The organism is Streptomyces sp. NPDC043685, from assembly GCF_056436585.1.
In genome coordinates this window covers 691,098-714,792 of record NZ_JBWKCH010000005.1, presented here as the reverse complement: position 1 = coordinate 714,792, position 23,695 = coordinate 691,098, and the positions used below count along the sequence as shown (strand labels likewise).

22 protein-coding genes and 1 riboswitch are annotated in these 23,695 nt (G+C 71.4%); of the genes, 13 read left to right on the top strand and 9 right to left on the bottom strand.

What is annotated here, in order from left to right; translation table 11 throughout:
- The first annotated feature begins 127 nt into the window (after positions 1-127).
- Entirely contained in the window at positions 128-1,582 is a 1,455-nt protein-coding gene (locus AC0665_RS20190) for a DNA polymerase IV (RefSeq protein ID WP_478607941.1), read from the top strand.
- Here the strand turns inward: AC0665_RS20190 and AC0665_RS20185 are convergent.
- Positions 1,501-1,875 carry a PRC-barrel domain-containing protein gene (locus AC0665_RS20185; protein ID WP_468404906.1) on the bottom strand — a complete coding sequence of 125 codons (375 nt, stop codon included), beginning with the start codon at positions 1,873-1,875 and terminating at the stop codon, positions 1,501-1,503. The genes AC0665_RS20190 and AC0665_RS20185 overlap by 82 nt on opposite strands.
- A 113-nt stretch (positions 1,876-1,988) precedes the next feature.
- A riboswitch (glycine riboswitch) is annotated at positions 1,989-2,084 on the top strand.
- Positions 2,085-2,259: 175 nt separating this feature from the next.
- Here AC0665_RS20185 and gcvP point away from each other — a divergent pair.
- Positions 2,260-5,145 carry an aminomethyl-transferring glycine dehydrogenase gene (gene gcvP / locus AC0665_RS20180; RefSeq protein WP_478607943.1) on the top strand — a complete coding sequence of 962 codons (2,886 nt, stop codon included), beginning with the start codon at positions 2,260-2,262 and terminating at the stop codon, positions 5,143-5,145.
- 63 nt (positions 5,146-5,208) lie between these two features.
- On the opposite strand, the gene AC0665_RS20175 is transcribed toward gcvP, so the two are convergent.
- Together AC0665_RS20175 and AC0665_RS20170 are read right to left on the bottom strand one after the other, a co-directional pair.
- The gene (locus tag AC0665_RS20175; protein ID WP_468404910.1) at positions 5,209-5,628 is read right to left on the bottom strand and encodes a TOBE domain-containing protein; all 420 of its coding nucleotides are present in this window, start codon (positions 5,626-5,628) and stop codon (positions 5,209-5,211) included.
- A 77-nt stretch (positions 5,629-5,705) separates the two neighbouring features.
- Positions 5,706-6,101 carry a TOBE domain-containing protein gene (locus AC0665_RS20170; protein ID WP_478705483.1) on the bottom strand — a complete coding sequence of 132 codons (396 nt, stop codon included), beginning with the start codon at positions 6,099-6,101 and terminating at the stop codon, positions 5,706-5,708.
- Positions 6,102-6,229: 128 nt separating this feature from the next.
- Here AC0665_RS20170 and AC0665_RS20165 point away from each other — a divergent pair, with 128 nt between their 5' ends.
- A complete protein-coding gene (locus AC0665_RS20165) occupies positions 6,230-6,826 on the top strand; it encodes a DUF1707 SHOCT-like domain-containing protein (protein ID WP_478705482.1) in 597 nt (198 codons plus the stop codon).
- 1 nt (position 6,827) lies between these two features.
- Here AC0665_RS20165 and AC0665_RS20160 read toward each other — a convergent pair whose 3' ends face one another.
- Positions 6,828-8,807: an APC family permease gene (locus AC0665_RS20160; RefSeq protein ID WP_478705481.1), complete on the bottom strand. Its 1,980-nt coding sequence runs from the start codon at positions 8,805-8,807 to the stop codon at positions 6,828-6,830.
- A gap of 425 nt (positions 8,808-9,232) precedes the next feature.
- Between AC0665_RS20160 and AC0665_RS20155 the strand changes: the two genes are divergently transcribed.
- From AC0665_RS20155 to AC0665_RS20135, 5 genes are all read left to right on the top strand, one after another.
- Entirely contained in the window at positions 9,233-10,525 is a 1,293-nt protein-coding gene (locus AC0665_RS20155; protein WP_478705480.1) for an extracellular solute-binding protein, read from the top strand.
- 6 nt (positions 10,526-10,531) lie between these two features.
- Positions 10,532-11,530 carry a carbohydrate ABC transporter permease gene (locus AC0665_RS20150; protein WP_468637964.1) on the top strand — a complete coding sequence of 333 codons (999 nt, stop codon included), beginning with the start codon at positions 10,532-10,534 and terminating at the stop codon, positions 11,528-11,530.
- 74 nt (positions 11,531-11,604) lie between these two features.
- On the top strand, positions 11,605-12,369 hold the full coding sequence (locus tag AC0665_RS20145) for a carbohydrate ABC transporter permease (protein ID WP_468406328.1): 765 nt from the start codon (positions 11,605-11,607) through the stop codon (positions 12,367-12,369).
- A gap of 55 nt (positions 12,370-12,424) precedes the next feature.
- A complete protein-coding gene (locus AC0665_RS20140) occupies positions 12,425-13,474 on the top strand; it encodes an endo-1,4-beta-xylanase (protein ID WP_478705479.1) in 1,050 nt (349 codons plus the stop codon).
- Positions 13,475-13,668: 194 nt separating this feature from the next.
- Positions 13,669-14,007: a hypothetical protein gene (locus AC0665_RS20135; protein WP_478705478.1), complete on the top strand. Its 339-nt coding sequence runs from the start codon at positions 13,669-13,671 to the stop codon at positions 14,005-14,007.
- 84 nt (positions 14,008-14,091) lie between these two features.
- Here AC0665_RS20135 and AC0665_RS20130 read toward each other — a convergent pair whose 3' ends face one another.
- From AC0665_RS20130 to AC0665_RS20120, 3 genes are all read right to left on the bottom strand, one after another.
- A complete protein-coding gene (locus tag AC0665_RS20130) occupies positions 14,092-15,117 on the bottom strand; it encodes a LacI family DNA-binding transcriptional regulator (RefSeq protein WP_468404924.1) in 1,026 nt (341 codons plus the stop codon).
- Between the two features lie 208 nt (positions 15,118-15,325).
- A complete protein-coding gene (locus AC0665_RS20125) occupies positions 15,326-15,529 on the bottom strand; it encodes a DUF5999 family protein (protein ID WP_030835828.1) in 204 nt (67 codons plus the stop codon).
- A 431-nt stretch (positions 15,530-15,960) separates the two neighbouring features.
- Positions 15,961-16,545, bottom strand: coding sequence for a hypothetical protein (locus tag AC0665_RS20120; RefSeq protein WP_363122483.1), 585 nt, complete (start codon positions 16,543-16,545; stop codon positions 15,961-15,963).
- Positions 16,546-17,087: 542 nt separating this feature from the next.
- On the opposite strand from AC0665_RS20120, the gene AC0665_RS20115 reads away from it, so the two are divergent.
- Entirely contained in the window at positions 17,088-18,605 is a 1,518-nt protein-coding gene (locus AC0665_RS20115; protein WP_478705477.1) for a glutamate-cysteine ligase family protein, read from the top strand.
- Positions 18,606-18,673: 68 nt separating this feature from the next.
- Complete coding sequence (locus AC0665_RS20110; protein WP_468404930.1) at positions 18,674-19,474, top strand: CPBP family intramembrane glutamic endopeptidase; 801 nt, start codon at positions 18,674-18,676, stop codon at positions 19,472-19,474.
- Positions 19,475-19,525: 51 nt separating this feature from the next.
- Here AC0665_RS20110 and AC0665_RS20105 read toward each other — a convergent pair whose 3' ends face one another.
- Complete coding sequence (locus AC0665_RS20105; protein WP_478509303.1) at positions 19,526-20,344, bottom strand: PhzF family phenazine biosynthesis protein; 819 nt, start codon at positions 20,342-20,344, stop codon at positions 19,526-19,528.
- A gap of 165 nt (positions 20,345-20,509) precedes the next feature.
- On the opposite strand from AC0665_RS20105, the gene AC0665_RS20100 reads away from it, so the two are divergent.
- Positions 20,510-21,145 (top strand): PadR family transcriptional regulator, encoded by a 636-nt coding sequence (locus AC0665_RS20100; protein ID WP_468404934.1) that lies wholly within the window; start codon positions 20,510-20,512, stop codon positions 21,143-21,145.
- Between the two features lie 59 nt (positions 21,146-21,204).
- Here the strand turns inward: AC0665_RS20100 and AC0665_RS20095 are convergent, their stop codons facing one another.
- Positions 21,205-21,633, bottom strand: coding sequence for a type II toxin-antitoxin system Rv0910 family toxin (locus AC0665_RS20095; RefSeq protein WP_468404936.1), 429 nt, complete (start codon positions 21,631-21,633; stop codon positions 21,205-21,207).
- A 221-nt stretch (positions 21,634-21,854) separates the two neighbouring features.
- Here AC0665_RS20095 and AC0665_RS20090 point away from each other — a divergent pair, with 221 nt between their 5' ends.
- Together AC0665_RS20090 and AC0665_RS20085 are read left to right on the top strand one after the other, a co-directional pair.
- Positions 21,855-22,403 (top strand): Clp protease N-terminal domain-containing protein, encoded by a 549-nt coding sequence (locus AC0665_RS20090; protein WP_468637958.1) that lies wholly within the window; start codon positions 21,855-21,857, stop codon positions 22,401-22,403.
- Between the two features lie 86 nt (positions 22,404-22,489).
- A complete protein-coding gene (locus tag AC0665_RS20085) occupies positions 22,490-23,494 on the top strand; it encodes an EamA family transporter (protein WP_468406330.1) in 1,005 nt (334 codons plus the stop codon).
- Positions 23,495-23,695 lie beyond the last annotated feature (201 nt).

Here is a 23,695-nt window from a genome sequence, read left to right as displayed (position 1 = left end):
GCGGCGGGTGGACGGACGTGGTCGCTCGAGGCGGGACGTTTCCGCGCCGGGCCGCAAGCGGTTTCCCCCGCCGCTGTCGGGGTGGCCGCGCAAGGCGTTGTCAGTGGCGTAGGGCAGCATCGGAGGTGTGAGAACCGCGCCCACGATCCTGCATCTCGACATGGATGCCTTCTACGCCTCGGTGGAGCAGGCGTCCAAGCCGAGTCTGCGCGGCAAGGCCGTGGTCGTGGGCGGGCTCGGGCCGCGAGGCGTGGTGGCGACCGCCTCGTACGAGGCGCGGGTCTTCGGGGTGCATTCGGCGATGCCCATGGGGCAGGCCAGACGGCTCGCTCCAAACGCCGCGTATCTCGTGCCGCGCTTCGACTTCTACCGCTCGATCAGCGAGCGTGTGATGGAGCTGCTGCGCGCGTTGTCGCCGCTGGTGGAGCCGCTGAGCCTGGACGAGGCGTTCGTGGACCTGGAGGCCGGAGGAGTGGCCTGGGACGAGCGGTCGGCGCGGCTGGCCGGGGTGAAGCTGCGCGCGGACATCCGGGCCGTCACAGGGCTTACGGGGTCGGTGGGTCTCGCCGCCTCCAAGATGCTCGCCAAGATCGCCTCGGAGGAGGCCAAGCCCGATGGGCTGGTCGTGATCGAGCCGGGCACCGAGCGGGCGATGCTCGGGCCGATGTCGGTGCGGACGCTGCCGGGGGTGGGGCCGGCGACCGGCGACCATCTGCGGCGGGCCGGCATCACCACGGTCGAGGAGATCGTCGAGGCGGGCGAGGACGAGCTGGTCCGGCTGCTGGGCAAGGCGCACGGGCATGGGCTGTACGCCATGGCCCTGGCGCGGGACGACCGGCCCGTGGTGGCGGAGCGCGAGGCCAAGTCGGTGTCCGTCGAGGACACCTACGACGTCGACATCCACGACCGGACGCGGGTCGGGCTGGAGGTGCAGCGGCTCGCCGAGCGGTGTGTGCGGCGGCTGCGCGGGGCCGGGCTGTCGGGGCGGACCATCGTGCTGAAGGTGCGGCGCTACGACTTCTCGACGCTCACGAGATCCGAGACGCTGCGCGGGCCGACGGACGATCCCGCGGTGATCCGGGAGGCGGCGGCCAGACTGCTGGACTCGGTCGACACCACGGGCGGGGTGCGGCTGCTCGGGGTGGGCGTGAGCGGGCTCGCCGACTACACGCAGGAGGACCTGTTCGCGCAGGCGGCGGGGGAGCGGGCGGTCGCCGAGGGCCCGGCCGAGGAGCAGGCCCCGGCGCCGGTCGAGAAGCAGCCGGCGCCGGCCGAGCGCCGATGGCCCGCCGGGCGCGACGTGCGGCATGCCGAGTTCGGGCACGGCTGGGTGCAGGGCAGCGGCCTGGGGCGGGTCACCGTGCGGTTCGAGACGCCCTCGTCGGAGCCCGGGCGCGTGCGCACCTTCCGGATCGACGATCCGCAGCTGGAGGCGGCCGACCCGTTGCCGTTGGTGTTATCGGGGCCGGATGGGGGAGGAGAGGTGCCCGGAGCGGGGTCTCAGGCCGTCTCGTCGGTGCCCGCCAGCTTGCCGAAGTCGTGGTCGGGGAGCGGCGGCGGGGCGGCGACGTCGAGGCCGTAGTGGTGGTAGAGCTGCAGTTCCTGCTCGGGGGAGAGGTGACGGCCCACACCGAAGTCGGGGGCGTCCTTGATCAGGGCGCGGTCGAAGGGGACGTGCAGGGCCCCCTCGATCAGTTCGCTGGGCTCCAGGGGGACGAAAGCGTCCCTGCTGAACAGGCCGGTCCGTATGGCGGCCCACTCCGGTTCGCCGGTGGCGTCGTCGAGGTAGACCTCGTCGATCGTGCCGATCCTGGCCCCCCTGCGGTCGAACGCCTTGCGGCCGATCAGGTTGCGCGGATCGATATCGGTTCGCACGGGCCCTCCACATGGTCGCACCTCATCCGTAAGCACTACAAAACGGTACAAGTGCGGATGCGGCCACTCGAAGGTTCGTGCGTTGACCGCGCTGGTACGCTGGCAGCGGCTGTTGACCCCGTGCGGGAGAGTCCTCCAGACGTCATCGGAGGCGCCGAAGGAGCAAATCCTCCCCGGAATCTCTCAGGCTCACGTACCGCACGGACGAGGTCACTCTGGAAAGCAGGGCGGGTGTCGACGGCTTCCGCTCTCACCGACGGTGAAAACCGGGCGCCCTCGGGCGATCCGGTGAAGCTCTCAGGTTGAGATGACAGAGGGGGAGGCCGTCCGGGTACCCGTGCCGTGGTGCCCCTCGCAGGTCGTGTCGACCAGGAGGCCTCCGTAATGACCGCCCACCGCATTCCGCTCTCCGAGCTCGAAGAGGCAGCCCCCTTCGAGCAGCGCCACATCGGCCCCGACCACGAGGCCTGCGCCAAGATGCTCGCGCACGTCGGCTACGGCTCGCTGGACGAGCTCACCGCCGCCGCGGTCCCGGCCGTGATCGCGAGCGCCGAGGCACTGGACCTGCCGGGCGCCCGCAGCGAGGCCGAGGTGATCGCCGAGCTGCGCTCGCTGGCCGACCGCAACCAGGTCCTCGGCTCCATGATCGGCCTCGGCTACTACGGCACGTTCACGCCGCCGGTCATCCTGCGCAACGTCATGGAGAACCCGTCCTGGTACACGGCCTACACGCCGTACCAGCCGGAGATCTCGCAGGGCCGGCTCGAAGCGCTGCTGAACTTCCAGACCATGGTCGCCGACCTGACCGGACTGCCCACCTCCGGCGCCTCGCTGCTCGACGAGGGCACAGCGGCCGCCGAGGCCATGGCGCTGTCGCGGCGTCTGGGCAAGAACAAGAAGGGCCTGTTCCTGGTCGACGCGGACGCGCTGCCGCAGACCATCGCGGTGATCCGGACCCGCGCCGAGCCGACCGGCGTCGAGGTCGTCGTCGCCGACCTCGGCGACGGCATCCCCGCCGAGATCGCCGAGCGCGAGATCAACGGCGTACTGATCCAGTACCCGGGCGCCTCCGGAGCCGTGCGGGACATCAAGCCCGTCATCGACCAGGCGCACGAACTCGGGGCGCTCGTCACCGTCGCCGCCGATCTGCTGGCGCTGACGCTGCTGAAGTCCCCCGGCGAGCTCGGGGCGGACATCGCGGTCGGGACGACGCAGCGCTTCGGCGTGCCGATGGGCTTCGGCGGTCCGCACGCCGGCTACATGGCCGTCCAGGACAAGATGGCGCGCAGCCTGCCCGGGCGGCTCGTCGGCGTGTCCGTCGACGCCGACGGCAACAAGGCCTACCGGCTGGCGCTGCAGACGCGTGAGCAGCACATCCGCCGGGAGAAGGCCACCAGCAACATCTGCACCGCGCAGGTGCTGCTCGCCGTCATGGCCGGCATGTACGCCGTCTACCACGGCCCCGAGGGCCTCAAGGGCATCGCGCGGCGCACCCACCGGTACGCCACCGTCCTCGCCGCCGGGCTCGCGAACGGCGGGGTCGAGGTCGTGCACGGCTCCTACTTCGACACGGTGACCGTGCGGGTCGAGGGCCGCGCCGCCGAGGTCGTGGCCGCCGCCCGGGACAACGGGGTCAACCTGCGCCGGGTCGACGCCGACCACGTCGCCATCGCCTGCGACGAGACCACCACCCGCGCCCAGCTGCGGGCCGTGTGGGCCGCCTTCGGCGTCGAGGGCGTCGTCGAAGCGCTGGATGCCGCCACGGAGGACGGGCTTCCGGCCGGTCTGCTGCGGACCGACGACTACCTGACGCACCCGGTCTTCCACCAGCACCGCTCCGAGACGGCCATGCTGCGCTACCTGCGCAAGCTGGCCGACCGGGACTACGCGCTCGACCGGGGCATGATCCCGCTGGGCTCCTGCACCATGAAGCTCAACGCGACCACGGAGATGGAGCCGGTCACCTGGCCCGAGTTCGGGCAGCTGCACCCCTTCGCCCCCGCCGAGCAGGCCGCGGGCTACCTCACCCTCATCCACGAGCTGGAGGACCGCCTCGCCGAGGTCACCGGCTACGACAAGGTCTCCCTCCAGCCGAACGCCGGGTCGCAGGGCGAGCTGGCCGGTCTGCTCGCGGTCCGCGGGTACCACCGGGCCAACGGCGACGAGCAGCGCACCGTGTGCCTGATCCCGTCGTCCGCGCACGGCACCAACGCCGCCAGCGCGGTCATGGCCGGCATGAAGGTCGTCGTCGTGAAGACCGCCGAGGACGGCGAGATCGACGTCGAGGACCTGCGGGCGAAGATCGAGCAGTACCGCGACGAGCTGGCCGTACTGATGATCACCTACCCGTCCACCCACGGCGTGTTCGAGGAGCACGTCGCCGACATCTGCGCGCAGGTGCACGAGGCCGGCGGGCAGGTCTACGTCGACGGGGCCAACCTCAACGCGCTCGTCGGGCTCGCCAAGCCGGGGCACTTCGGCGGCGACGTCTCGCACCTGAACCTGCACAAGACCTTCTGCATCCCGCACGGCGGCGGCGGCCCCGGCGTCGGCCCGGTGGCGGTGCGCGAACACCTCGCCCCCTACCTGCCGAACCACCCGCTGCAGCCCGAGGCGGGCCCCGAGACGGGCGTCGGGCCCATCTCCGCGGCGCCGTGGGGCTCGGCGGGCATCCTGCCCATCTCGTGGGCGTACGTGCGCCTCATGGGCGGCGAGGGGCTCAAGCGGGCCACGCAGGTGGCGGTGCTCAGCGCCAACTACATCGCCAAGCGGCTGGAGCCGCACTACCCGGTGCTCTACACCGGCCCCGGCGGCCTGGTCGCGCACGAGTGCATCATCGACCTGCGGCCCCTGACCAAGGCGACCGGCGTGAGCGTCGACGACGTGGCCAAGCGGCTGATCGACTACGGCTTCCACGCGCCGACGATGTCGTTCCCGGTGGCCGGGACGCTGATGATCGAACCGACCGAGTCGGAGGACCTCGCCGAACTCGACCGGTTCTGCGACGCGATGATCGCCATCCGGGCGGAGATCGAGAAGGTCGGCTCCGGTGAGTGGCCCGCGCAGGACAACCCGCTGCGCGGTGCCCCGCACACCGCCGGCGCGCTGGCCGGGGCGTGGGAGCACGCCTACAGCCGTGAGGAGGCCGTCTTCCCGGCCGGGGTCTCGCCCGCCGACAAGTACTGGCCGCCGGTGCGCCGCATCGACCAGGCCTACGGCGACCGCAACCTCGTGTGCTCCTGCCCGCCGCTGGACGCGTACGAGGACTGACCGGCCGACCGGTCACGGGGAGGGGCTCCGCGGTGCGGGCCCCTCCCGGCGTTCGCCGGGCCGTCAGACGGTGGCGAGTGACACCTCGGTCGCCTTGACCAGGGCGACCACCGGGATTCCGGGTGACAGGGCGAGCTCGTCCGCCGCGTCCCTGGTGATCACGGCGGTCAGCTCGCCGCCCTCGACCGTGACGCGGACCGAGGCCATCGCGTCGCCGGCCGCGATGTCCGTCACCGTGCCGGGGAGCTGGTTGCGGATCGACAGGCCCTCGATCGGGGCCGTGGCCAGCGAGACCTCCGTGGACTTCATCAGGGCGCGCACGGCGGTGCCCGGGGTGAGACGGAGGTCTTCCGCGGCCTCACGGGTGATGGCGGCGGTGAGGTCCTGGCCACCGTCGAGACGGACCCCGACCGCCGCCATGGCCTCGCCGGGGGTGACGGCGGTGACGGTGCCGGGGAGCTGGTTGCGGATGCTCAGGCTCATGGGTGCACGGTAGCCCCGGGGCCGCGCCGAGCCGGGGATGCGGGTGCCCGCGTCGGTGGTGCCGTCGCCCCCGACGCTCAGACGCGGTCGATGTGGACGTTCGTCGACTTCACGCGGGCCGTGGCCTCCATGCCGACCTCCAGGCCCAGTTCCTCCACCGCCTCGCGGGTGAGCAGGGAGACGAGCCGGTGCGGGCCGGCCTGGATCTCCACCTGGGCGGCCACGTCGCCCAGCTTGATCGCGGTGACGATGCCCGGGAAGGCGTTGCGGGCCGAGGTGTAGGGGGTGTCCTCCCCGACGGCGCCGGAGCGGGCGAGTTCGACCGAGAAGGCGGCCAGGTCGCGCCCGTCGATGAGCCGTCGCCCGGTCTCGTCGCGGTGGGTCGTGACGCGCCCCGCGTCCGCCCAGCGCCGGGCGGTGTCCGGGCTCACGCCGAGCAGCCGTGCTGCCTGGCCGATCGTGTAGGACTGCATCCGGTCACGATAGGGGGCGGGGAGAGACGACGGCGGGTGCGGGGGTTGGCCCTGGGGTATAACGCGATATAGCGTTAGTCCTCGAGTGGACGGCCGGGCGGCGTGCCCGGGGGACCGGGGGTGGAGTGATGGCGGCCGAGATCGTGCGGAGCGTGGGATCGCCCGAGGTGAGGGCGTCGCACGCGGACCGGGACCGGATCGTGGACGTACTGCGCGTCGCCGCGGGAGACGGCCGGCTGACCCTGGAGGAGCTGGAGGCGCGGCTGGAGGTCGCGCTGTCCGCCCGTACGGTCGGTGAGCTCGCCGTGCTGACTGCGGATCGGCCCGTGCCGGCCGGCCAGGCCGTCACCGAGGCCGAGGAGGTGGTCCGGATCCGTCAGGAGGGGGCCTCGACCCGGCGGGGCGACGGCTGGGTGGTGCCCCGGCGGCTGGAGATCCGCTCGGCGTGGGGCGAGGTCACGCTCGACCTCACCGACGCGGTGATCGTCCACGACACGCTCGACATCGACCTGGACCTGCGTGCCGGTGCCCTGAAGCTGCTGACCCGGCCGGGCGTCGTCGTGGACACCGGCGGCCTGGACCTGCACTACTCCGGGATCAAGGCACGACGGCCGGCCGACGCCCCCGTCCTGCTGCGGATACGGATCACGGGCGAGGTCCACTACGGGCAGATCGTGGTGCGCCCGCGGCGCCGGGGCTTCGGCCGGAGGGGCGCGACCGCCTGACTCAGCCCACGTGCACCCTCGGCCGCCGCTTCCGGTCCGGTTCCGCCTCCCGCAGCACCTCGCGGGTCACCGGGGCGACCTCGCCCTGGCCGAACAGGAAGAAGCGCAGGAGGTTGGCGAAGGGCCCGCCCTCGGTCCACTCGAAGTAGATGTGCGGCGTGCGGCCGGTCGCGTCGCGGACATACAGCAAGAGCGCCGCCAGGGCGTTGGGGATGGAGGACGACTCCAGGGTCAGCACCCGGTAGCGGCCGTGCAGCACCTCGCCCCGCACGGTCAGCCCCGCTTCGAACTCGGACGGGTCGGTCACCGTCACCTCGACGAAGACGAAGTCCTCCTGCCCGCTTACGTCGTTGTCGTGCCGGATCTGCTCGATCTTGTCGCGGTACTCGGCGATGTCGCGCCGGTCGGGCTCGTTGGCGATGAACCGCATCCGGCGGCTGGCCATGTCCCGGACGAAGCGTTCCGCCATGTCGTCCAGCGTCACGCTGGTCACGCGCAGTTCGAACGCCCGGGCCAGCCGTGACAGCAGGGACACCAGGATGATGCCGGCGATGAAGCAGCCGCCGATCTTCACGCCGTCGGGGCGCTCGATGACGTTGAGCACGGTCGTGTAGAGGAACACCGCGGAGATCACCGCGAAGGCGAAAGTCCAGTTCCGCTGGCGGGCCTTGCGGGCGGCGATGGTCACGGCGATCGCGGCGGAGCTGATGAGGACGAGCACACCGGTGGCGTAGGCACCGCCCTGGGCGTTGACGTCCGCGTCGAAGATCCAGGTCACCAGGAAGGCGATCAGGGTGAAGACGATGACCATCGGCCGCACCGCCCGGGCCCAGTGCGGGGCCATGCCGTACCGGGGCAGGTAGCGCGGCATCAGATTGAGCAGACCCGCCATCGCGGAGGCGCCGGCGAACCACAGGATGGCGATCGTCGAGACGTCGTAGACCGTACCGAAGGTGTTGCCCAGGTAGTCGTGCGCCAGGTAGGCGAGTGCCCGGCCGTTGGCCTGGCCGCCCGCCTCGAACTCCTTCTCCGGGATGAGCAGGGTGGTGATGAAGCTGGTGGTGATGAGAAAGCCGCTCATGATCACAGCGGCGGTGGTGAGCAGCTTCCTGGTGTCGCGGATGCGGCCGGCCGGGCGGGCCTCCGTGTCGTCCGGGCCGCCCTTGACGTGCGGCATCACCGCGACGCCCGTCTCGAACCCGGAGAGGCCGAGGGCCAGCTTCGGGAAGACGAGCAGGGCGACGCCGATCATCGCGAAGACGTTGCTGTGCTGGGCGGTGAGCGCGCTCGACCAGTCGGCGACCACATGGCCCGCGGTGGCCACGTGGTAGAGGCCGACGACCACCACGACCGCGTTGAGCGCCAGATAGGCGCCGACGAGGGCGACCGCGACACCGACCGCCTCCAGGAACCCCTTGAGGAACACCGCCCCGAGCAGGGCCACGAGGATCAGCGTGATCAGCATCCGGTGGTCCTGGAGCGCACCGGTCAGATGCGGGTTCTCCACGAGGTGGGTGGAGGCGTCGGCCGCCGACAGGGTGATCGTGATGAGGAAGTCGGTGGCGGCGAAGCCCAGCAGCGTCAGCACGAAGAGTTTGCCCTGCCAGAAGGACAGCAGCCGCTCCAGCATCGCGATCGAGCCCTCGCCGTGCGGGCTCTCCTCGGCCACGCGGCGGTAGACGGGCAGGGCCCCGGCCAGTGTGACGACGACCAGGACGATGGTCGCGATCGGTGACAACAGTCCGGCGGCGAGGGCCGCGATGCCCGGCTGGTAGCCGAGGGTCGAAAAGTAGTCGACACCGGTCAGGCACATCACCCGCCACCAGGGCTGACCCCGGTGCGGGGGCTTCGGCTCCGCGTGCGGCCCGGTGTGGCCGCCGCCCTTGCCCATGTCGGACAGGCCCTCCAGCATCCAGGCGCGCAGGCGGCTGGGGGCGTTGGGCTCCGGACGGCTCGGTGCCGGGTGCTCGGTGGTGGCCATCGACGTGCTCCCGATGTGCGGATCGGCGGGTTTCCGGCCATCGCCGGACAGCCCGATCAGCGTAAGCGGAGCGTGATGCCGTGGCCCGGGGATGAGCGGGCCGAGCGCGTCAAACTTCCGTTAAGACTGGCGGCCGGGGCGGCGGCACCCGCGAAAACGCGAGCTGAGAGGCCGTGAGACGGCCCTGTCGGCGGAGTGGACGGCCCTGGCCGGCCGGCGCGCAGGTGGACACCGAGCGTGACCACTCCCGCGTCCATCTCGGAACGTTCGCATCTTCTCCCGAATGTTTCGCCCTCAGTCCTCACACCCTCCGGCGGTGAAAGATTCACCGTGCACAGGGGGTTGCCACCGTTTGGGCGCTGTCTCTAGGGTGCGGCAACAGCGAAGCTTTCTGGATCTCATTCGAAACTTTCGAGGAGCGCATGATGGGCGACCCGGCACTGTCCCGCCGCAGCTTCCTGGGGGCCTCCGCCGCTGCCGGACTGGGGATGACGGCCCTGACCGCATGCGGCGGAGACTCGGACAAGGGGTCGTCGGGGACGACCACCGTCGAGTGGTGGAACATCTCCACCACGCAGCCGGCCAAGGGCGTCTGGGCCGCTCTCGCCCGCAAGTACGAGGCGCAGAACCCCAAGGTCAAGATAAAGATCGTCCAGTTGGAGAACGACGCCTACAAGTCGAAGATGACGGCCCTGACCGCCTCCGGGAAGCTGCCCGACATCTTCCACACCTGGGGCGGCGGCGTGCTCAAGCAGCAGGTCGACGCCGGGCTCGTCGAGAACCTCACCGACCGGACCAAGCCCTGGGGCGACGCCCTGCTGCCGGTCGCGAGGGAGCCGTACCTCTTCGACGACCAGGCCTACGGCGTTCCGTTCGACATCGGCATGATCGGCTTCTGGTACAACAAGGCGCTCTTCGCGAAGGCCGGCATCGCAGCACCGCCGACCACCTGGGACGGCTTCCTCGACGCCGTACGCAAGCTGAAGGCCGCCAAGATCACCCCGCTGGCACTGGCCGGCAAGGAGAAGTGGCCCGGCATGTACTACTGGGCCTACCTCGCGATGCGCACCGCCGGCGCCGACGCGCTCCAGAAGGCCTACGACGCCAAAGACTTCACCGCAGCCCCCTTCGTCGAGGCGGGCGAGCACCTCGAGGAACTGGTCGGCCTCCAGCCGTTCCAGAAGGGCTACCTCGGCGCCGCCTACTCCACCCCCACCGGTCAGGCCGCCACCGTCGGCAACGGCAAGGCGGCGATGGAACTCATGGGCCAGTGGGCGCCCACGGTCCAGGCCGACGCGGGCAAGGGCCTCGGCAAGGACCTCGGCTTCTTCCCGTTCCCGGCCGTCGAGGGCGGCAAGGGCGCCCTCACCGAGGTGTTCGGCGGCGGAGGCGGGCACGCGCTGCGCCGGGGCGCCCCGCAGGAGGCCGTCGACTTCCTCAAGTTCTTCGCGTCCGAGGCCACCGACCGGGAACTGGTCAAGAAGACCGGTGTCCTGCCCGTGGTGCCCGCGGCCGAGAGCGCCATGGCCGACCCCAACCTCAAGGCCGTCCAGGCCCAGTTGAAGGCCGCCACCGGCTTCCAGCTCTACCTGGACCAGGCCTACGCGCCCGCCGTCGGCCAGGAGGTCAACGACAGCGTGGCCGGGCTCATCGCCGGCTCCAAGTCGCCCGGACAGGTCGCCCAGTCGATCACGAAGACCGCGAAGGAAGAGCAGTAGCCGGCGATGACCTCCACGTTCCTGCCGGACAAACGGACCGGCCGCGGCGCCGGTTCCCCGCCCCCGGCGCCGGAGCGGCCCACGGGGCGGTCCCGGCGCCGCGCACTGCACTGGCTCACCGCGGCCGGCTTCCAGCTCCCGGCCCTGGTGCTGTTCATGGGGCTCGTGCTGCTGCCGATGCTGTTCGCCCTGTACGCCGCGTTCTTCCGCTGGGGCGGCTTCGGCATGCCCTCCGACTACATCGGCGGCGAGAACTTCACCCGGCTCTTCCAGGACGACGTCTTCCTCGGCGACCTGTGGCGCTGCCTGCTCCTGGTCGTGCTGTCGCTCGCCGTCCAGCTGCCGTTCGCGCTCGCCATGGCCGTGCTGCTCAACCAGCGGGTGCGCGGCCGGGCGGTGTACCGGATGCTGTTCTTCGCCCCGTACGTCCTGTCGGAGGCCATCACCGGAATCCTCTTCGGCATGATCTTCGCCCCGGACGACGGCTTCGCCGACCAGGTCCTCGGCAAGATCGGACTGCCCGGGCTGGGCGGCGAGTGGTTCGCGGACCCCTCCACCGTCATGGCGACCGTGTTCCTGGTCATGACCTGGAAGTACTTCGGCTTCCACATGATGCTGTACCTGGCCGCGCTCCAGGCCGTGCCGAAGGAACTGACCGAGGCGGCGCTCATCGACGGCGCCAGTGCCTGGCAGCGGTTCCGCAACGTGACGCTGCCCCTGCTCGCGCCCACCCTGCGCATCAGCGTGTTCCTGGCGGTCATCGGCTCGATCCAGCTCTTCGACCTGGTGTGGGTGACCACGGCGGGCGGTCCCGACCACCACTCCGAGACCATGGCCGTGACCATGTTCCAGTACGGCTTCAAGCGCTACCAGGTCGGCTACGCCAGCGCGATCAGCGTGGTCATGTTCGGCATCAGCCTCGTCTTCGCCCTCGCCTACCAGCGGTTCGTCCTGCGACGCGACCTGCAGGGGGCCACCACGACCATGCGGGGGGACGGAAAGTGACAGCCAGTCGGAAGACCCGTGGGGGCGCCAGGGTCTGGAGCCTGCACCTCGTCCTGACCGTCGTCGGCGCGGTCATGGCCGTCCCCCTGCTCTACGCCGTGCTCTCCGGCTTCAAGACGACCGACGAGCTCTCCCGCAACCCGGTCGGCCTGCCCGAGTCGTGGGTGACCTCCAACTACACCCAGATCCTCGGCTCGGGGGACTTCTGGCGGCTGATCGGCAACAGCACGCTGATCGCGGTGGGCACGACCGTCCTGATCGTCGCGGTGTCCGCGCTGTCGGCCTTCTCCTTCGCGCGGTTCGCCTTCCGGGGCCGGGAGGCGCTGTTCACCCTGTTCACCATGGGGCTGATGTTCCCGTTCGCGGTGGCTGCCCTGCCGCTGTTCCTGCTGCTGCGCTCCCTGGACCTGCTGGACAACCCGCTCGGCGTGATCCTCCCGCAGGCCGCCTTCGGACTGCCGATGACGATCATCATCCTGCGCGGCTTCTTCCGGCAGATCCCCGGTGAGCTGGAGGAAGCGGCCACGCTCGACGGGTGCACCTCCTTCGGCTTCTTCTGGCGGGTGCTGCTGCCCATGGCACGGCCCGCCCTCGGCACGGTCTCCGTGCTGGCCGTCGTCACCAGCTGGAACAACTTCTTCCTGCCGCTGCTGGTGTTCACCGACGCGCAGTGGTGGACGCTGCCGATCGGCGTCCAGCAGTTCCAGGGGCAGTACTCCGCGGAGTACGCCAAGGTCTTCGCCTATCTCGTGCTGGCCATGGTGCCCGCCCTCGCCTTCTACTCGGTCGCCGAACGCCAGCTCGTCGGCGGCCTCACCGCCGGCGCCACCAAGGGCTGACGCGCCGCGAACGTACGGCTCTGTTCTCCCCGTCCCCGTCGTGAGGAGTCGCACCATGCGCAAGAACCGTCTGAGACTCGTCGGCGCCGTCACGGCGCTCCTGCTCGCCGCCGGCATCGGTGCCGGCACGCCCGCCCAGGCGGGTCACCAGCAGCCCACCCTCGCCGACCTCGCCCAGCGGCACGGCCGCTACTTCGGCAGCGCCACCGACAACTCCGAGCTCGTGGACGGACCGTACAAGGCCCTGCTCGGCAGCGAGTTCGACCAGATCACCCCCGGCAACGGCATGAAGTGGTACGCCACCGAGCCCGAGCAGGGCGTGTTCGACTTCTCGGCGGGCGACGAGATCGTGAACCTCGCCCGGGCCAACCGGCAGAAGGTGCGCGGCCACACGCTGGTCTGGCACAGCCAACTGCCCGGATGGATCACGAGCAGGGAGTGGACGGCCCCCGAGCTGAGGGCCGTGCTGAAGAAGCACATCCAGACGGAGGTGCGGCACTACCGGGGCAAGGTGTTCGCCTGGGACGTCGTCAACGAGGCCTTTAACGAGGACGGCACCTACCGGGAGTCGGTCTTCTACAAGACGCTCGGGCCCGGCTACATCGCCGACGCGCTGCGCTGGGCGCACCAGGCCGATCCGCGCGTCAAGCTCTACCTCAACGACTACAACATCGAGGGGATCGGCCCGAAGAGCGACGCGTACTACAAGCTGGCCAAGGAGCTGAAGGCCAAGGGCGTTCCGCTGCACGGCATCGGCCTCCAGGCCCACCTCGCCCTGCAGTACGGCTATCCCACCACGCTGGAGGACAACCTGCGCCGCTTCTCCCGGCTCGGCCTCGACACCGCGCTCACCGAGGTCGACATACGGATGCAGCTGCCCGCGACCGAGGAGAAGCTGGCCCAGCAGGCCCAGTGGTACGCCGACCTGACCGAGGCGTGCCTGTCGGTCCGCCGCTGCGTCGGCATCACCCTGTGGGACTACACCGACAAGTACTCGTGGATCCCGGCGTTCTTCCCCGGCGAGGGCGCCGCCCTGCCGTGGGACGAGGAGCTGCGGCCCAAGCCGGCGTACTTCGCGCTGCGCGAGGTGCTCGGCGCGAAGTAGCGGGGGTGGGCGGCGCCCTGCCGGGCCGGGGACGCTGCCACAGTCGGCCTGGTCTCGTGAGGGGGCCCGTGCTCGCCACGAGAACCGGGCTGACTCGGGGCCGTGAGACTGCGAGGATGCCCTGTGTGGTGACGGATGCGCAGTGGGAGCGGATGCGGGGGAGTCTCCGCTACGGGCAAGTGGTGCGGGGCACCGTGGTGGAGGTGCCCAGGCCCGGGGCGATCGGCGTCTTCGTGGACATCGGAAGGGGCGTCGGGGGCTTCGTCGACGTTCTGCTGCTGCCGGAACGGGCGGAACACTGGCCCGCCGAGGGAACCATCACCGATTTCGAGGTCTGGTGGGCGGACCGCCGTCAGCAGATCCGGCTGAAGCCGTGCGATCAGCGGTATGTGCGGGAGGACTTCGCGGACTTCGTCGCGCGTGTCAGACCCGGTTGGCCGGCCGACATCGGCCGGCCCGTTCGCGACGGCGGGCCGGTCACGGCGCAGGAGCTCGCTTCGCTGCTTGGCCGCCAGGAGTGCCGCGACGTGTGAGACGGGCGGACCGGCCCGTGACCGGTGGTGTGGCGGGCACTGCTGTTCTTTCCATGACGCGCCAACAGCCTCGCCGTCCCGGGCTCAGCCGGGAGGCGCGGTGCTCGCGCGTACCACCAGGTCGGTGCCGAGCTCGACCCGCGGGGAGTCCGGCTGCTCGTCTCGGGTGAGCCCGAGTGCCGTGCGCACGGCCAGCCTGCCCATGTCGGCCAGGGGCTGGCGGACCGTCGTCAGGGGCGGCGAGGACCAGCGGACCTCCGGGAGATCGTCGAAGCCGACCACGCTCATGTCCTGCGGCACCCGCAGCCCTCGCCGGCGCAGCGCCTCGATCGCGCCGAGCGCCATCCGGTCACCGGCGGCGAACAGGGCCGTCGGCGGTTCGGGCAGGTCGAGCAGGGTGGTGCAGGCGGTGAATCCGGACTCGGGACGGAAGTCCCCGGTGACGACCAGGGACGCGTCCGGCGTGAGGCCGGCACCTTCCAGGGCCGCGCGGTACCCGTCCAGCCGGGCCCGGGAGCACAGCAGTCCGGGCGGGCCGGCGATCAGGCCGATCCTGCGGTGGCCGAGGGACAGCAGGTGCTCGGTGGCCGCCAGTCCGCCCGACCAGTTCGCGGCGCCGATCGTGGGGGCGCCCGGGGAGGGGGAGCCCGCCGGGTCGACGACCACCAGGGGCACGCCGAGGATCCGCAGTTCCTCGTGCAGCGTCGCATCCAGGGCGGAGGTGACGAGGACGACCCCGTCGGAGGCGCGCGCCCTCAGATTGCGCATCCACTCGCGGGCGTCGCCCGACCGCCCGTGGACCGCCGACACCACGGTGCCGATCCCCTCCGCGTGGGCGACCTCCTCGACCCCGCGGATGATCTCCACGGCCCAGGGGCTGTCGAGGTCGTCGAAGACCAGGTCGAGCAGGGCCGCGCGGGTGCCCGGGGCAGCGGGGCGTCTGCGGTAGCCGTGCCGGCGCAGCAGGTCCTCGACCCGGGCCCGGGTCCGCGGCGACACGTCGGACCGGCCGTTGACGACCCGGGACACGGTCGGTACGGACACGCCGGCCTGCCGGGCGATCTCCGTGATGGTGACCTTGCCCTCGGCGCCGGCCTCACGTACTCCCACTTGCCCTACCTCCGTCGACGGTGACCGCGAAACTTCCAGGAGTCTTCCGGAAGACGGGCATCCCTGGGAAGGCTGCCGGGGCGGGAACGGGACGTGGCGGCGAGTCACGGAGCGTGACGGGCCCCGGTGCGCGTCGGGGCCGGTGCGCAGGGCGTCCTGCGGCCGGCCCCTCATGTCTGCCGACGGGACGTCGCCCCGCCGAACGGCCTCAGGCGGCCGTCATCACCTGGCCCGCCAGCGGACGGTGCGGGGCGATGGCCCGGCCGTCCGGCAGGAGCTCGCCGGTGTCCTCGAAGAGCACCACGCCGTTGCACAGCAGGCTCCATCCCTGCTCCGGGTGGTGCGCCACGAGGCGGGCGGATTCCCGGTCGGCGGAGTCGGCTGAGGGGCACTGGGTCTGGTGCTGGCACATGGGTGGGATCTTTCGCTGGGTCGAGACGGACGATGGGACTTCGTTGGCTGACGTGTCTGTTCCGCGGCTAGAAGTGTCGTTCATGGCCGCCCCCCCGTTGTGATAAGTCGTCGGAACCCAGTGTTGCCCCACGGGCGTGGATCCGCAGGGATTTCGCCGCACCGCTTCTCACAGGTTCAGGACGCGTCACCCGCGCGGACGGTTCATCCCAACTGGGGTGTCCCTTCGGGTGGTTCGCAGTGGCCGGATAGGGCTAGTCCGCTCGGGGCGACGGCCGTTCCGGCTCGTACGAGCCGCTGGCGGCTCGCCTGAGCGAACATGTGAGCGGAAGGTGAGCGCGAGGGGGAGAAGTGACCGCGCGGACGGTCCGGCGGCGGACGAAGAACCCCGCCGCCGGAATACGGCGACGGGGCAGGGGAACCCGTGGCTCTTCAGGCGGGCGAGCCGAGCAATCTGGTGGGAGCCACCCGGTGGGTCAGCACAGGGAGGAGTTCCGCGACGCGGTGCGGGCGGTGGGCCGCGATGCCGGGAGGGGCGGGCGCGAGCGGGACGAGCAGGTCGGTGGCGGCGGGGTGGCCGGCGGCACCGTCGGCGGCGCAGTCCTCGTGCAGCCAGAGCGTCAGCATGTACAGGCCCGGCACCGACAGCAGGCGGGGCTGGTACGGCTGCGGCATGGTCTCCGCCTGGCGCAGGGCGCGCTCGGTGGAGGTGATGTACGGGCCCTCGAAGAAATGCGAGAAGGCCCAGCCGTCGGGGGTCAGCATGGTCTCCGCCGCGGCCACCGCGCGGTCGCCGCAGCGGATCAGGAAGCGCCACCCGGCCAGCCGGGTGGCGGAGACGCCCTCGGCCGTGACGTGGTCGAGAACGTGGACGGGCAGCGGGAGCTCGGGTGTGGCGGGTCCCTGGGTGCCGAGCAGGGAGGGAGTTCGGGCTTCGCGGACCGCGGTGGGAGAGGAGAGCGCGGTGAGGACGGAACGGAGTGCGGGCGCGGGAGCCGGAGGGACATGCAGCGGCATGGTGGGTCGCCTCTCATTCAAAGGCACGGTGGCGCGAGGGCGGGGGCGGACGGCGCTGTCAGCTCACGAGGGTCAGAGAGGCAGGGGCCGGGTCGTGAACGAGAGGAGGGTGGGGTCCGCGTCGCCTCGACGGCAGGACCCGTCGACCGTGGGCGCCAACCTTCTGCCTTGTTCGCGGAGTTTATACGACACGGGTTCAGACTGTGTTTCGTCTAGTCGTTTCCGGTGAGTAGAACAAGGGTACATTCGGTCGGCGATACGTGAGAATCATCCCGATTCCGGCTGCGGGTGCGCGGCGATGACCTCGGCGAATGTCCGTGGGCCGGTCGGCCTATTCTCGTCGGCGTTTTTCACGACTTCGTGAGGGGCCGGAACCGTCCGGCGCGTCATGCCGAGTGAATGTGCCACCGGTCACACATGACCAGCGTAGCGGCCGCCGGGCCGGCCCGGGACGTTATCGATCGCTTTTGCTGGGCATCCTCCACCTGACCGGGACCCAGGCAGCCGGATCCCGGCCCGCATCACCGAGAAGGGACGCTTCGATGGGGGAGAAGGTCGTGGCAGGGCGGTTCGACCTGTCCGATCGCCAGCGCTACCGCGACAAGCTGCGTCAGTGTCTGACGGGCTTGGAGCGACTCCTGGCGGAGAAGCGGTTCGACCGCCCCAAGAACCTCATGGGGCTGGAGATCGAATTGAATCTCGCGGGCGCCGACGGCATGCCCAAAATGTTGAACGGGCAAGTCCTCGAGCGCATCGCGAGTCGCGATTTCCAAACAGAACTCGCCATGTTCAATCTGGAAGTCAACATTCCCCCACACCGTCTGGGAGGCCGGGTATTCGACCGGCTCGCGGAGGAACTCCGTACGTCGCTGGCATATGCCGACCGAAAAGCGGGCGAGGTCGACGCCGGTATTGTGATGATCGGTATTCTGCCGACTCTGGACCGTGACGACTTGGTGTCGTCGAACCTCTCCGACGTCGACCGCTACACCCTCCTGAACGACCAGATCGTGGCCGCCCGGGGCGAGGAGTTCACCCTCGACATCGACGGGGTGGAGCATCTGAGCTGCACCTCGAAGTCCATCGCGCCCGAGGCCGCCTGCACCTCCGTGCAGCTGCACCTCCAGGTCACCCCGGCCCGCTTCGCCGACGTGTGGAACGCGGCCCAGGCGGTCGCCGCCGCGCAGATCGCCGTCGGGGCCAACTCGCCGTTCCTGTTCGGCCGCGAGCTGTGGCGCGAGTCGCGGCCGCCGCTGTTCCAGCAGTCCACCGACACCCGCCCGCCCGAGCTCCAGGCCCAGGGCGTCAGGCCCCGCACCTGGTTCGGGGAGCGCTGGATCACCTCGGCGTACGACCTCTTCGAGGAGAACCTGCGCTACTACCCGGCCCTGCTGCCGATCTGCGACGACGAGGACCCGCTCAAGGTCATCGACCAGGGCGGCACGCCCTCGCTCGCCGAGCTCGTCCTGCACAACGGCACGATCTACCGCTGGAACCGCCCGGTCTACGGCGTCGCCGACGGCGTCCCGCACCTGCGCGTGGAGAACCGCGTCCTGCCGGCCGGGCCCACCGTCATCGACGTCGTCGCCAACGCGGCGTTCTTCTACGGAGTCGTCCGGGCGCTCGCGGAGGAGTCCCGGCCGGTGTGGTCCCGGCTGCCCTTCGAGGCGGCCGCCGCCAACTTCGACGCCGCGTGCAAGGACGGCATCGACGCCCGCTTCACCTGGCCCGGGCGCGGCCGGTACAGCGGCACGACGGAGGTCGACGCGGTGAGCCTGATCCGCGACGAGCTGCTGCCGCTGGCCGAGGCCGGGCTGGACGCCTGGGGCATCGAGCCGGCCGACCGCGATCTGTACCTGGGTGTGATCGAGGAGCGCTGCCGGCGCCGGGTGAACGGGGCGAGCTGGCAGGCCGCCACCTTCCACACCGCGCTGGACGCCGGCCTCTCCCGGGACGACGCGCTGGCCGCCACGACCCGGCGCTACCGCGAGCTGATGCACAAGGGAGAGCCGGTGCACCACTGGCCGGTGGGGCTGCCGGAGCCGGTGTCGCTGGGCTGATGCCGCCGCCGGGCCGGCCTCCCGCTGCCGCCATACTGATCCGACAGGTCGGTGAAGTGGAGGCGGGTGTGCAGGCGGAGGCGAGCCCGGTGGGCGAATCCATTCCCCAGCAGGGGCTCTCGCGGCGGATGCTCCGCCACGAGACCCTGCTCGTCCTCGCGCTCTCGCTGGGCGCGAGCGGGGTGTCCGCGCTGATCAGCTTCATCGGGTCGGTCACCAAGCCGGGCGGGCTCAAGGACCAGGCGGCCACGATGAACGCCTCGGCCGCGCCCGGCCGGCCCTGGCTCGACCTCGCCTGGCAGCTCTTCGGGATCACCACGGCGCTCGTGCCCGTGGCGCTCGTCGCGCACTTCCTGCTGCGGGAGAACGCGAGTCTGCGCACGATCGGCTTCGACCGCACGCGCCCCTGGCCCGACCTCGGCCGTGGGGCGGCGGTCGCGGCCGTCATCGGCAGCACCGGCATCGCCTTCTACCTCGCGGCACGCGGCCTCGGCTTCAACCTCACCGTGGTGCCCGAGGCGCTGCCGGAGGTGTGGTGGAAGTACCCGGTGCTGATCCTCTCGGCGATCCAGAACGCCGTGCTGGAGGAAGTGATCGTCGTCGGCTACCTGCTGCGCCGCATGGGCCGGCTGGGCTGGACGCCGACGGCCGCGCTGGCCGGCAGCGCGGTGCTGCGCGGGTCGTACCACCTCTACCAGGGCATCGGCGGCTTCGTCGGGAACATGGTCATGGGCGTCGTCTTCGTCTTCCTCTACCGCCGCTGGGGGCGCGTCGGTCCGCTCGTGGTGGCCCACTCGCTGCTCGACATCGGGGCGTTCGTCGGGTACGCGCTGCTGGCGGGCAAGGTGGGCTGGCTGCCGACGGCCTGAAGCGACGGGGACAGGGGCGTACGACGGTGTCGTACGCCCCTGCCCCCGTTCCTAGACCAGGAGATCGCCCTCGATGACGGTGACGGCCCTGCCGGTCAGCAGGGTGCGGTCGCCCCGCAGCTCCGTGCGGACCCGGCCGGAGCGGGGTGAGGCCTGGAGCCCGGTGAGGCGGGGACGGCCCAGGCGCTCGGACCAGAAGGGGGCGAGCGCGGTGTGGGCGCTGCCGGTCACCGGGTCCTCGTCGATGCCGACGTTCGGGAAGAAGCAGCGCGAGACGAAGTCGTAGCCCCGGGCGGGGTCCTCGGCGCGGGCGGTGGCGATGATGCCCCGCTCGGAGTGGGCGGCCAGGGCCTTCGGGTCGGGGTCGAGGGCGTGCACCGTCTTCTCGTCGGCGACCTCGACGAGCAGGTCGCCGACGTTCGGGCCGGTGTCGAGGACGGTGAGCGGCTCGGCGCCCAGGGCCCGGGCCAGGCCGTCCGGCGGGTCGAGGCGGGTGAGCGGGGCCGTCGGGAAGTCCATGGTGACCGAGCCGTCCGCGGCGGGGGTGGCGACCAGGACGCCGCTGCGGGTGGCGAACCGCACCGGGCCCTCGTGGGCGCCGGTCGTGTGCAGGACGTGGGCGGTGGCGAGGGTCGCGTGGCCGCACATCGCGACCTCGGCGGCCGGTGTGAACCAGCGCAGCGCCCAGTCGGCCGCCGCGCCCTCGGGGAGGCGGTGGGCGAAGGCCGTCTCGGCGTGGTTGACCTCCAGGGCGACGTTCTGCAGCCAGGTGTCGTCCGGGAAGGCGTCCGCGTCGGTCAGGAGCAGGACCCCGGCCGGATTGCCGGAGAAGGGGCGATCGGTGAAGGCGTCGACGATCCGGATTCGCATGCCGCGACGCTACGGCTCCGCCGACGCCGCAGGCCAAGGCCAATTCGCGAGTGGCGGCCTGGTTCGGCGGGGCCGGGCCCCGCCTGGGGGTCTTGTCACCCGAACGTTACCGATATATCTTTGAAACATCGCGACAGATCAACGATGGAATGGAGAGTGGTTGCGATGCGTACCCACGGATTCGAGCGTGGACATGGACACGGCGGCCCGCACCCCGGCCGTGGCGGCTTCGAAGGACTGCGTGCGGCCTTCGGTCCGTTCGGTCCCGGAGGCCCTGGCGGCCCGGGCTGGGGCGGTCCCGGCGGACCGGGCTTCGGTCCTGGCCCCTGGGGCGGGCGAGGGCGCGGCGGGCCGAGGGGGAGGGCGCGGCGCGGTGACGTGCGGACCTCGATCCTGGCCCTGCTGAAGGACCGGCCGATGCACGGCTACGAGATGATCCAGGAGATCGCCGAGCGCAGCGGCGGGGCGTGGAAGCCCAGCCCCGGCTCGGTGTACCCGACCCTCCAGCTGCTGGAGGACGAGGGCCTGATCGTCAGTGCCTCCGAGGGCGGCAAGAAGCTGTTCTCCCTCACCGAGGCGGGCCGTGAGGCGGCCGGGGAGGGTCCCGAGGCGCCCTGGGAGGAGGCCTCCCGCGGGGTCGACTGGGAGGCCCTCGGTGAGATCCGCCAGGCCGGCTTCGGTCTGATGGAGGCCTTCGGCCAGGTCTGGAAGACCGGCAGCAAGGAGCAGCGGGAGAAGGCGCTCGGTGTCATCAACGAGGCCCGCAAGAAGCTGTATCTCATCCTCGCCGACGAGGACTGAGCGGCACGGCATACAAGGCGCCCCCGGAGTGGTCCGGGGGCGCCTCGGCGTTGCGGGGGTCAGGTCACCAGCCCGGCCAGCCTGCGCAGCGACTCGTGCAGGGCCGCCGTGGCCGAGTCCTTGAGCCTGCCCGCCATCAGGGACACCGTCGCGCCGGTGAACTCACCGTCGATGCGGACCGTCGTGGCGTCGCCGTCGGGCGTCAGGGTGTAGCGCGTCGCGACGGTCACCGCCATCGGGCCCTTGCCGCGGAGGGCGAGCACACGGGCCGGTTCCAGCTGCTCGACGGTCCAGGCCACCTCGGCCGGGAAGTTCATCAGCCGCATGTCCTCCTGGAACGTCGCGCCCACTTCGAGGGGCTCGGGACCCCCCGCGGGAAAACTCGTGTGGGTCGCGTTCCACTCGCCGTACCCGGACCAGTCCGTGAGTCTCGCCCACACCTTCTCGGCCGGCGCCCCGATGCGTGCTTCCGCGCTGACTTCGGCCATGCGACCACCTCTTCGTGTCGGGCTGGGTGTCGCGGAACGTAGCCGCGACGGTCGCAATGTTCCATACTGACGAACCGTCAGCTTCGGCGGCGTTCCTCCATATCCGCCTGATCTCCTCCGCAAGGAGGAGATTCGGGCCCGCGGAGTCCACTTCCCGTGGGACGCGAAGATGCTTCCCGCCGGGGATGCCCCGGGCCCCCGGGGCTGATGGGGTAGGGGACGTGCACCCTTGTACCCCCCGGCAGTCGGCCCGTGAGCACGGCATCCAGCGCGTGGACAACGATGCCAGGCTCAGCGACGAGCTGGCGTCGGTGATCAGCGGTGCCCGGCGCCGGGCGGTCCGGGACGGCGACCGGCAGATCGACACCGCCCATCTGCTCCACTCGCTGCTGGAGTCCGAGCCCGGGACGCGTGCCGTCTTCGGCGAGGGGCCGCAGATCGCGCGGCTGCTCGGCTACCTCGTCCAGCGCAGCATCGGCTACGGCCTGCGCTGGCAGAGCGGTGTGGAGGATTCCGGGGCCGTTCCCATGGTGGCCGGGACGGCCGGCTTCTCCCCGCTCGCCGCCGCGTCCCTGGAGTGCGCCTGCCGACGCGCCGCCGTGCGCGGAGAGCAGGCCCGCGGCACCGATCTGCTCGCGGCGATCGTCGTCGACCCGCAGGCGCGCGCGGTGGAGGTGCTGACACGGGCCGGCATCGACCCGCACGAGGTGTTCGCCCGGCTCGACGGCTGGTCCGGCCTCACCGAGGAGTACGGCGAAGGCACCCGCTGAGCGGCCCGGCGTCGGGCCGCTCGCCCCGTCCAGGCTGTGAGACAGGTGCCACCGGGGATGACGCTCCTGTCATGGCCTGTCATCATGTGCCGGTGCGTACCTCTGACAGCAGCACGGACGGGCGCGGCAGGGGTGTGGGCCTCGGCCTCGCGCTCCTGTCCGCGGTGGCCTTCGGCGGATCCGGTGTCGCGGCCAAGCCGCTGATCGAGGCCGGCCTGGACCCGTTGCACGTGGTGTGGCTGCGCGTGGCCGGGGCCGCCCTGGTCATGCTGCCGCTCGCCGTGCGGCACCGCGCGCTGCTGCGCCGGCGCCCCGGCCTGCTCGCCGGTTTCGGGCTGCTGGCCGTCGCCGGTGTCCAGGCCTGCTACTTCGCGGCGCTCTCCCGGATCCCCGTCGGCGTCGCCCTGCTCATCGAGTACCTCGCGCCCGCGCTCGTGCTGGGCTGGGTGCGGTTCGTGCAGAAGCGGCCCGTGACGCGTGCCGCCGCCGTCGGTGTCGTCCTCGCCGTCGGCGGACTCGCCTGTGTCGTGGAGGTCTGGTCGGGCCTGAGCTTCGACGCCCTCGGGCTGCTGTTGGCGCTCGGCGCGGCCTGCTGTCAGGTCGGCTACTTCGTGCTGTCCGACCAGGGCAGCGACGCCGGGGACGAGGCGCCCGACCCGCTCGGCGTCATCGCCTACGGACTGCTGGTCGGCGCGGCCGTGCTCACCGTCGTCGCCCGGCCTTGGACCATGGACTGGTCGGTGCTCCGGGGCACCGCGAGCATGGACGGCACTCCCGTCGCGGCCGTGGCGCTCCTGGCGTGGATCGTCCTCGTCGCCACGGTCGTCGCCTACGTCACCGGCGTGGTCTCGGTGCGTCGGCTCTCCCCGCAGGTCGCGGGAGTCGTGGCCTGCCTCGAAGCGGTCATCGCCACCGTCCTGGCCTGGGTCCTGCTCGGCGAGCACCTCTCGGCGCCGCAGATCGCCGGTGGGGCCATCGTGCTGGTGGGCGCGTTCATCGCGCAGTCCTCGACCCCCGTGAAGGGATCGGACCGGCCGGTGGCCGGCGGCGGCCCGGAAAGGGAATTGTCCAGGCGCGGGACCAGCGCATAAGGTGCCGATCATGCCTTCGAACGCACTCGTTCTTCCGCCTCCGGCCGCCTGAGGCGGGCCCTGAGCAGACCGCGCCCGGCGATGCGCCGACGCGCTGAACGGTGCTGCCCGCAGACGAAGTCCGCGGCCCCGCTGATCCCGACCGATCCGGGGCCCTTCCCGAACTTCCGCGCACCGACCGCCGCCCCACGCGGGTGCGGC

Excerpts from the sequence above, each read along its gene's own strand:
- AC0665_RS20155 (WP_478705480.1), top strand. The coding sequence starts at position 9,233 with ATGGGCGACCCGGCACTGTCCCGCCGCAGCTTCCTGGGGGCCTCCGCC.
- AC0665_RS20095 (WP_468404936.1), bottom strand. The coding sequence starts at position 21,633 with ATGGCCGAAGTCAGCGCGGAAGCACGCATCGGGGCGCCGGCCGAGAAG.
- AC0665_RS20175 (WP_468404910.1), bottom strand. The coding sequence starts at position 5,628 with ATGAGCCTGAGCATCCGCAACCAGCTCCCCGGCACCGTCACCGCCGTC.
- AC0665_RS20160 (WP_478705481.1), bottom strand. The coding sequence starts at position 8,807 with ATGGCCACCACCGAGCACCCGGCACCGAGCCGTCCGGAGCCCAACGCC.
- AC0665_RS20165 (WP_478705482.1), top strand. The coding sequence starts at position 6,230 with ATGGCGGCCGAGATCGTGCGGAGCGTGGGATCGCCCGAGGTGAGGGCG.
- AC0665_RS20140 (WP_478705479.1), top strand. The coding sequence starts at position 12,425 with ATGCGCAAGAACCGTCTGAGACTCGTCGGCGCCGTCACGGCGCTCCTG.
- AC0665_RS20105 (WP_478509303.1), bottom strand. The coding sequence starts at position 20,344 with ATGCGAATCCGGATCGTCGACGCCTTCACCGATCGCCCCTTCTCCGGC.
- AC0665_RS20120 (WP_363122483.1), bottom strand. The coding sequence starts at position 16,545 with ATGCCGCTGCATGTCCCTCCGGCTCCCGCGCCCGCACTCCGTTCCGTC.
- gcvP (WP_478607943.1), top strand. The coding sequence starts at position 2,260 with ATGACCGCCCACCGCATTCCGCTCTCCGAGCTCGAAGAGGCAGCCCCC.
- AC0665_RS20125 (WP_030835828.1), bottom strand. The coding sequence starts at position 15,529 with ATGTGCCAGCACCAGACCCAGTGCCCCTCAGCCGACTCCGCCGACCGG.
- AC0665_RS20100 (WP_468404934.1), top strand. The coding sequence starts at position 20,510 with ATGCGTACCCACGGATTCGAGCGTGGACATGGACACGGCGGCCCGCAC.
- AC0665_RS20170 (WP_478705483.1), bottom strand. The coding sequence starts at position 6,101 with ATGCAGTCCTACACGATCGGCCAGGCAGCACGGCTGCTCGGCGTGAGC.
- AC0665_RS20115 (WP_478705477.1), top strand. The coding sequence starts at position 17,088 with ATGGGGGAGAAGGTCGTGGCAGGGCGGTTCGACCTGTCCGATCGCCAG.
- AC0665_RS20150 (WP_468637964.1), top strand. The coding sequence starts at position 10,532 with ATGACCTCCACGTTCCTGCCGGACAAACGGACCGGCCGCGGCGCCGGT.
- AC0665_RS20145 (WP_468406328.1), top strand. The coding sequence starts at position 11,605 with ATGGCCGTCCCCCTGCTCTACGCCGTGCTCTCCGGCTTCAAGACGACC.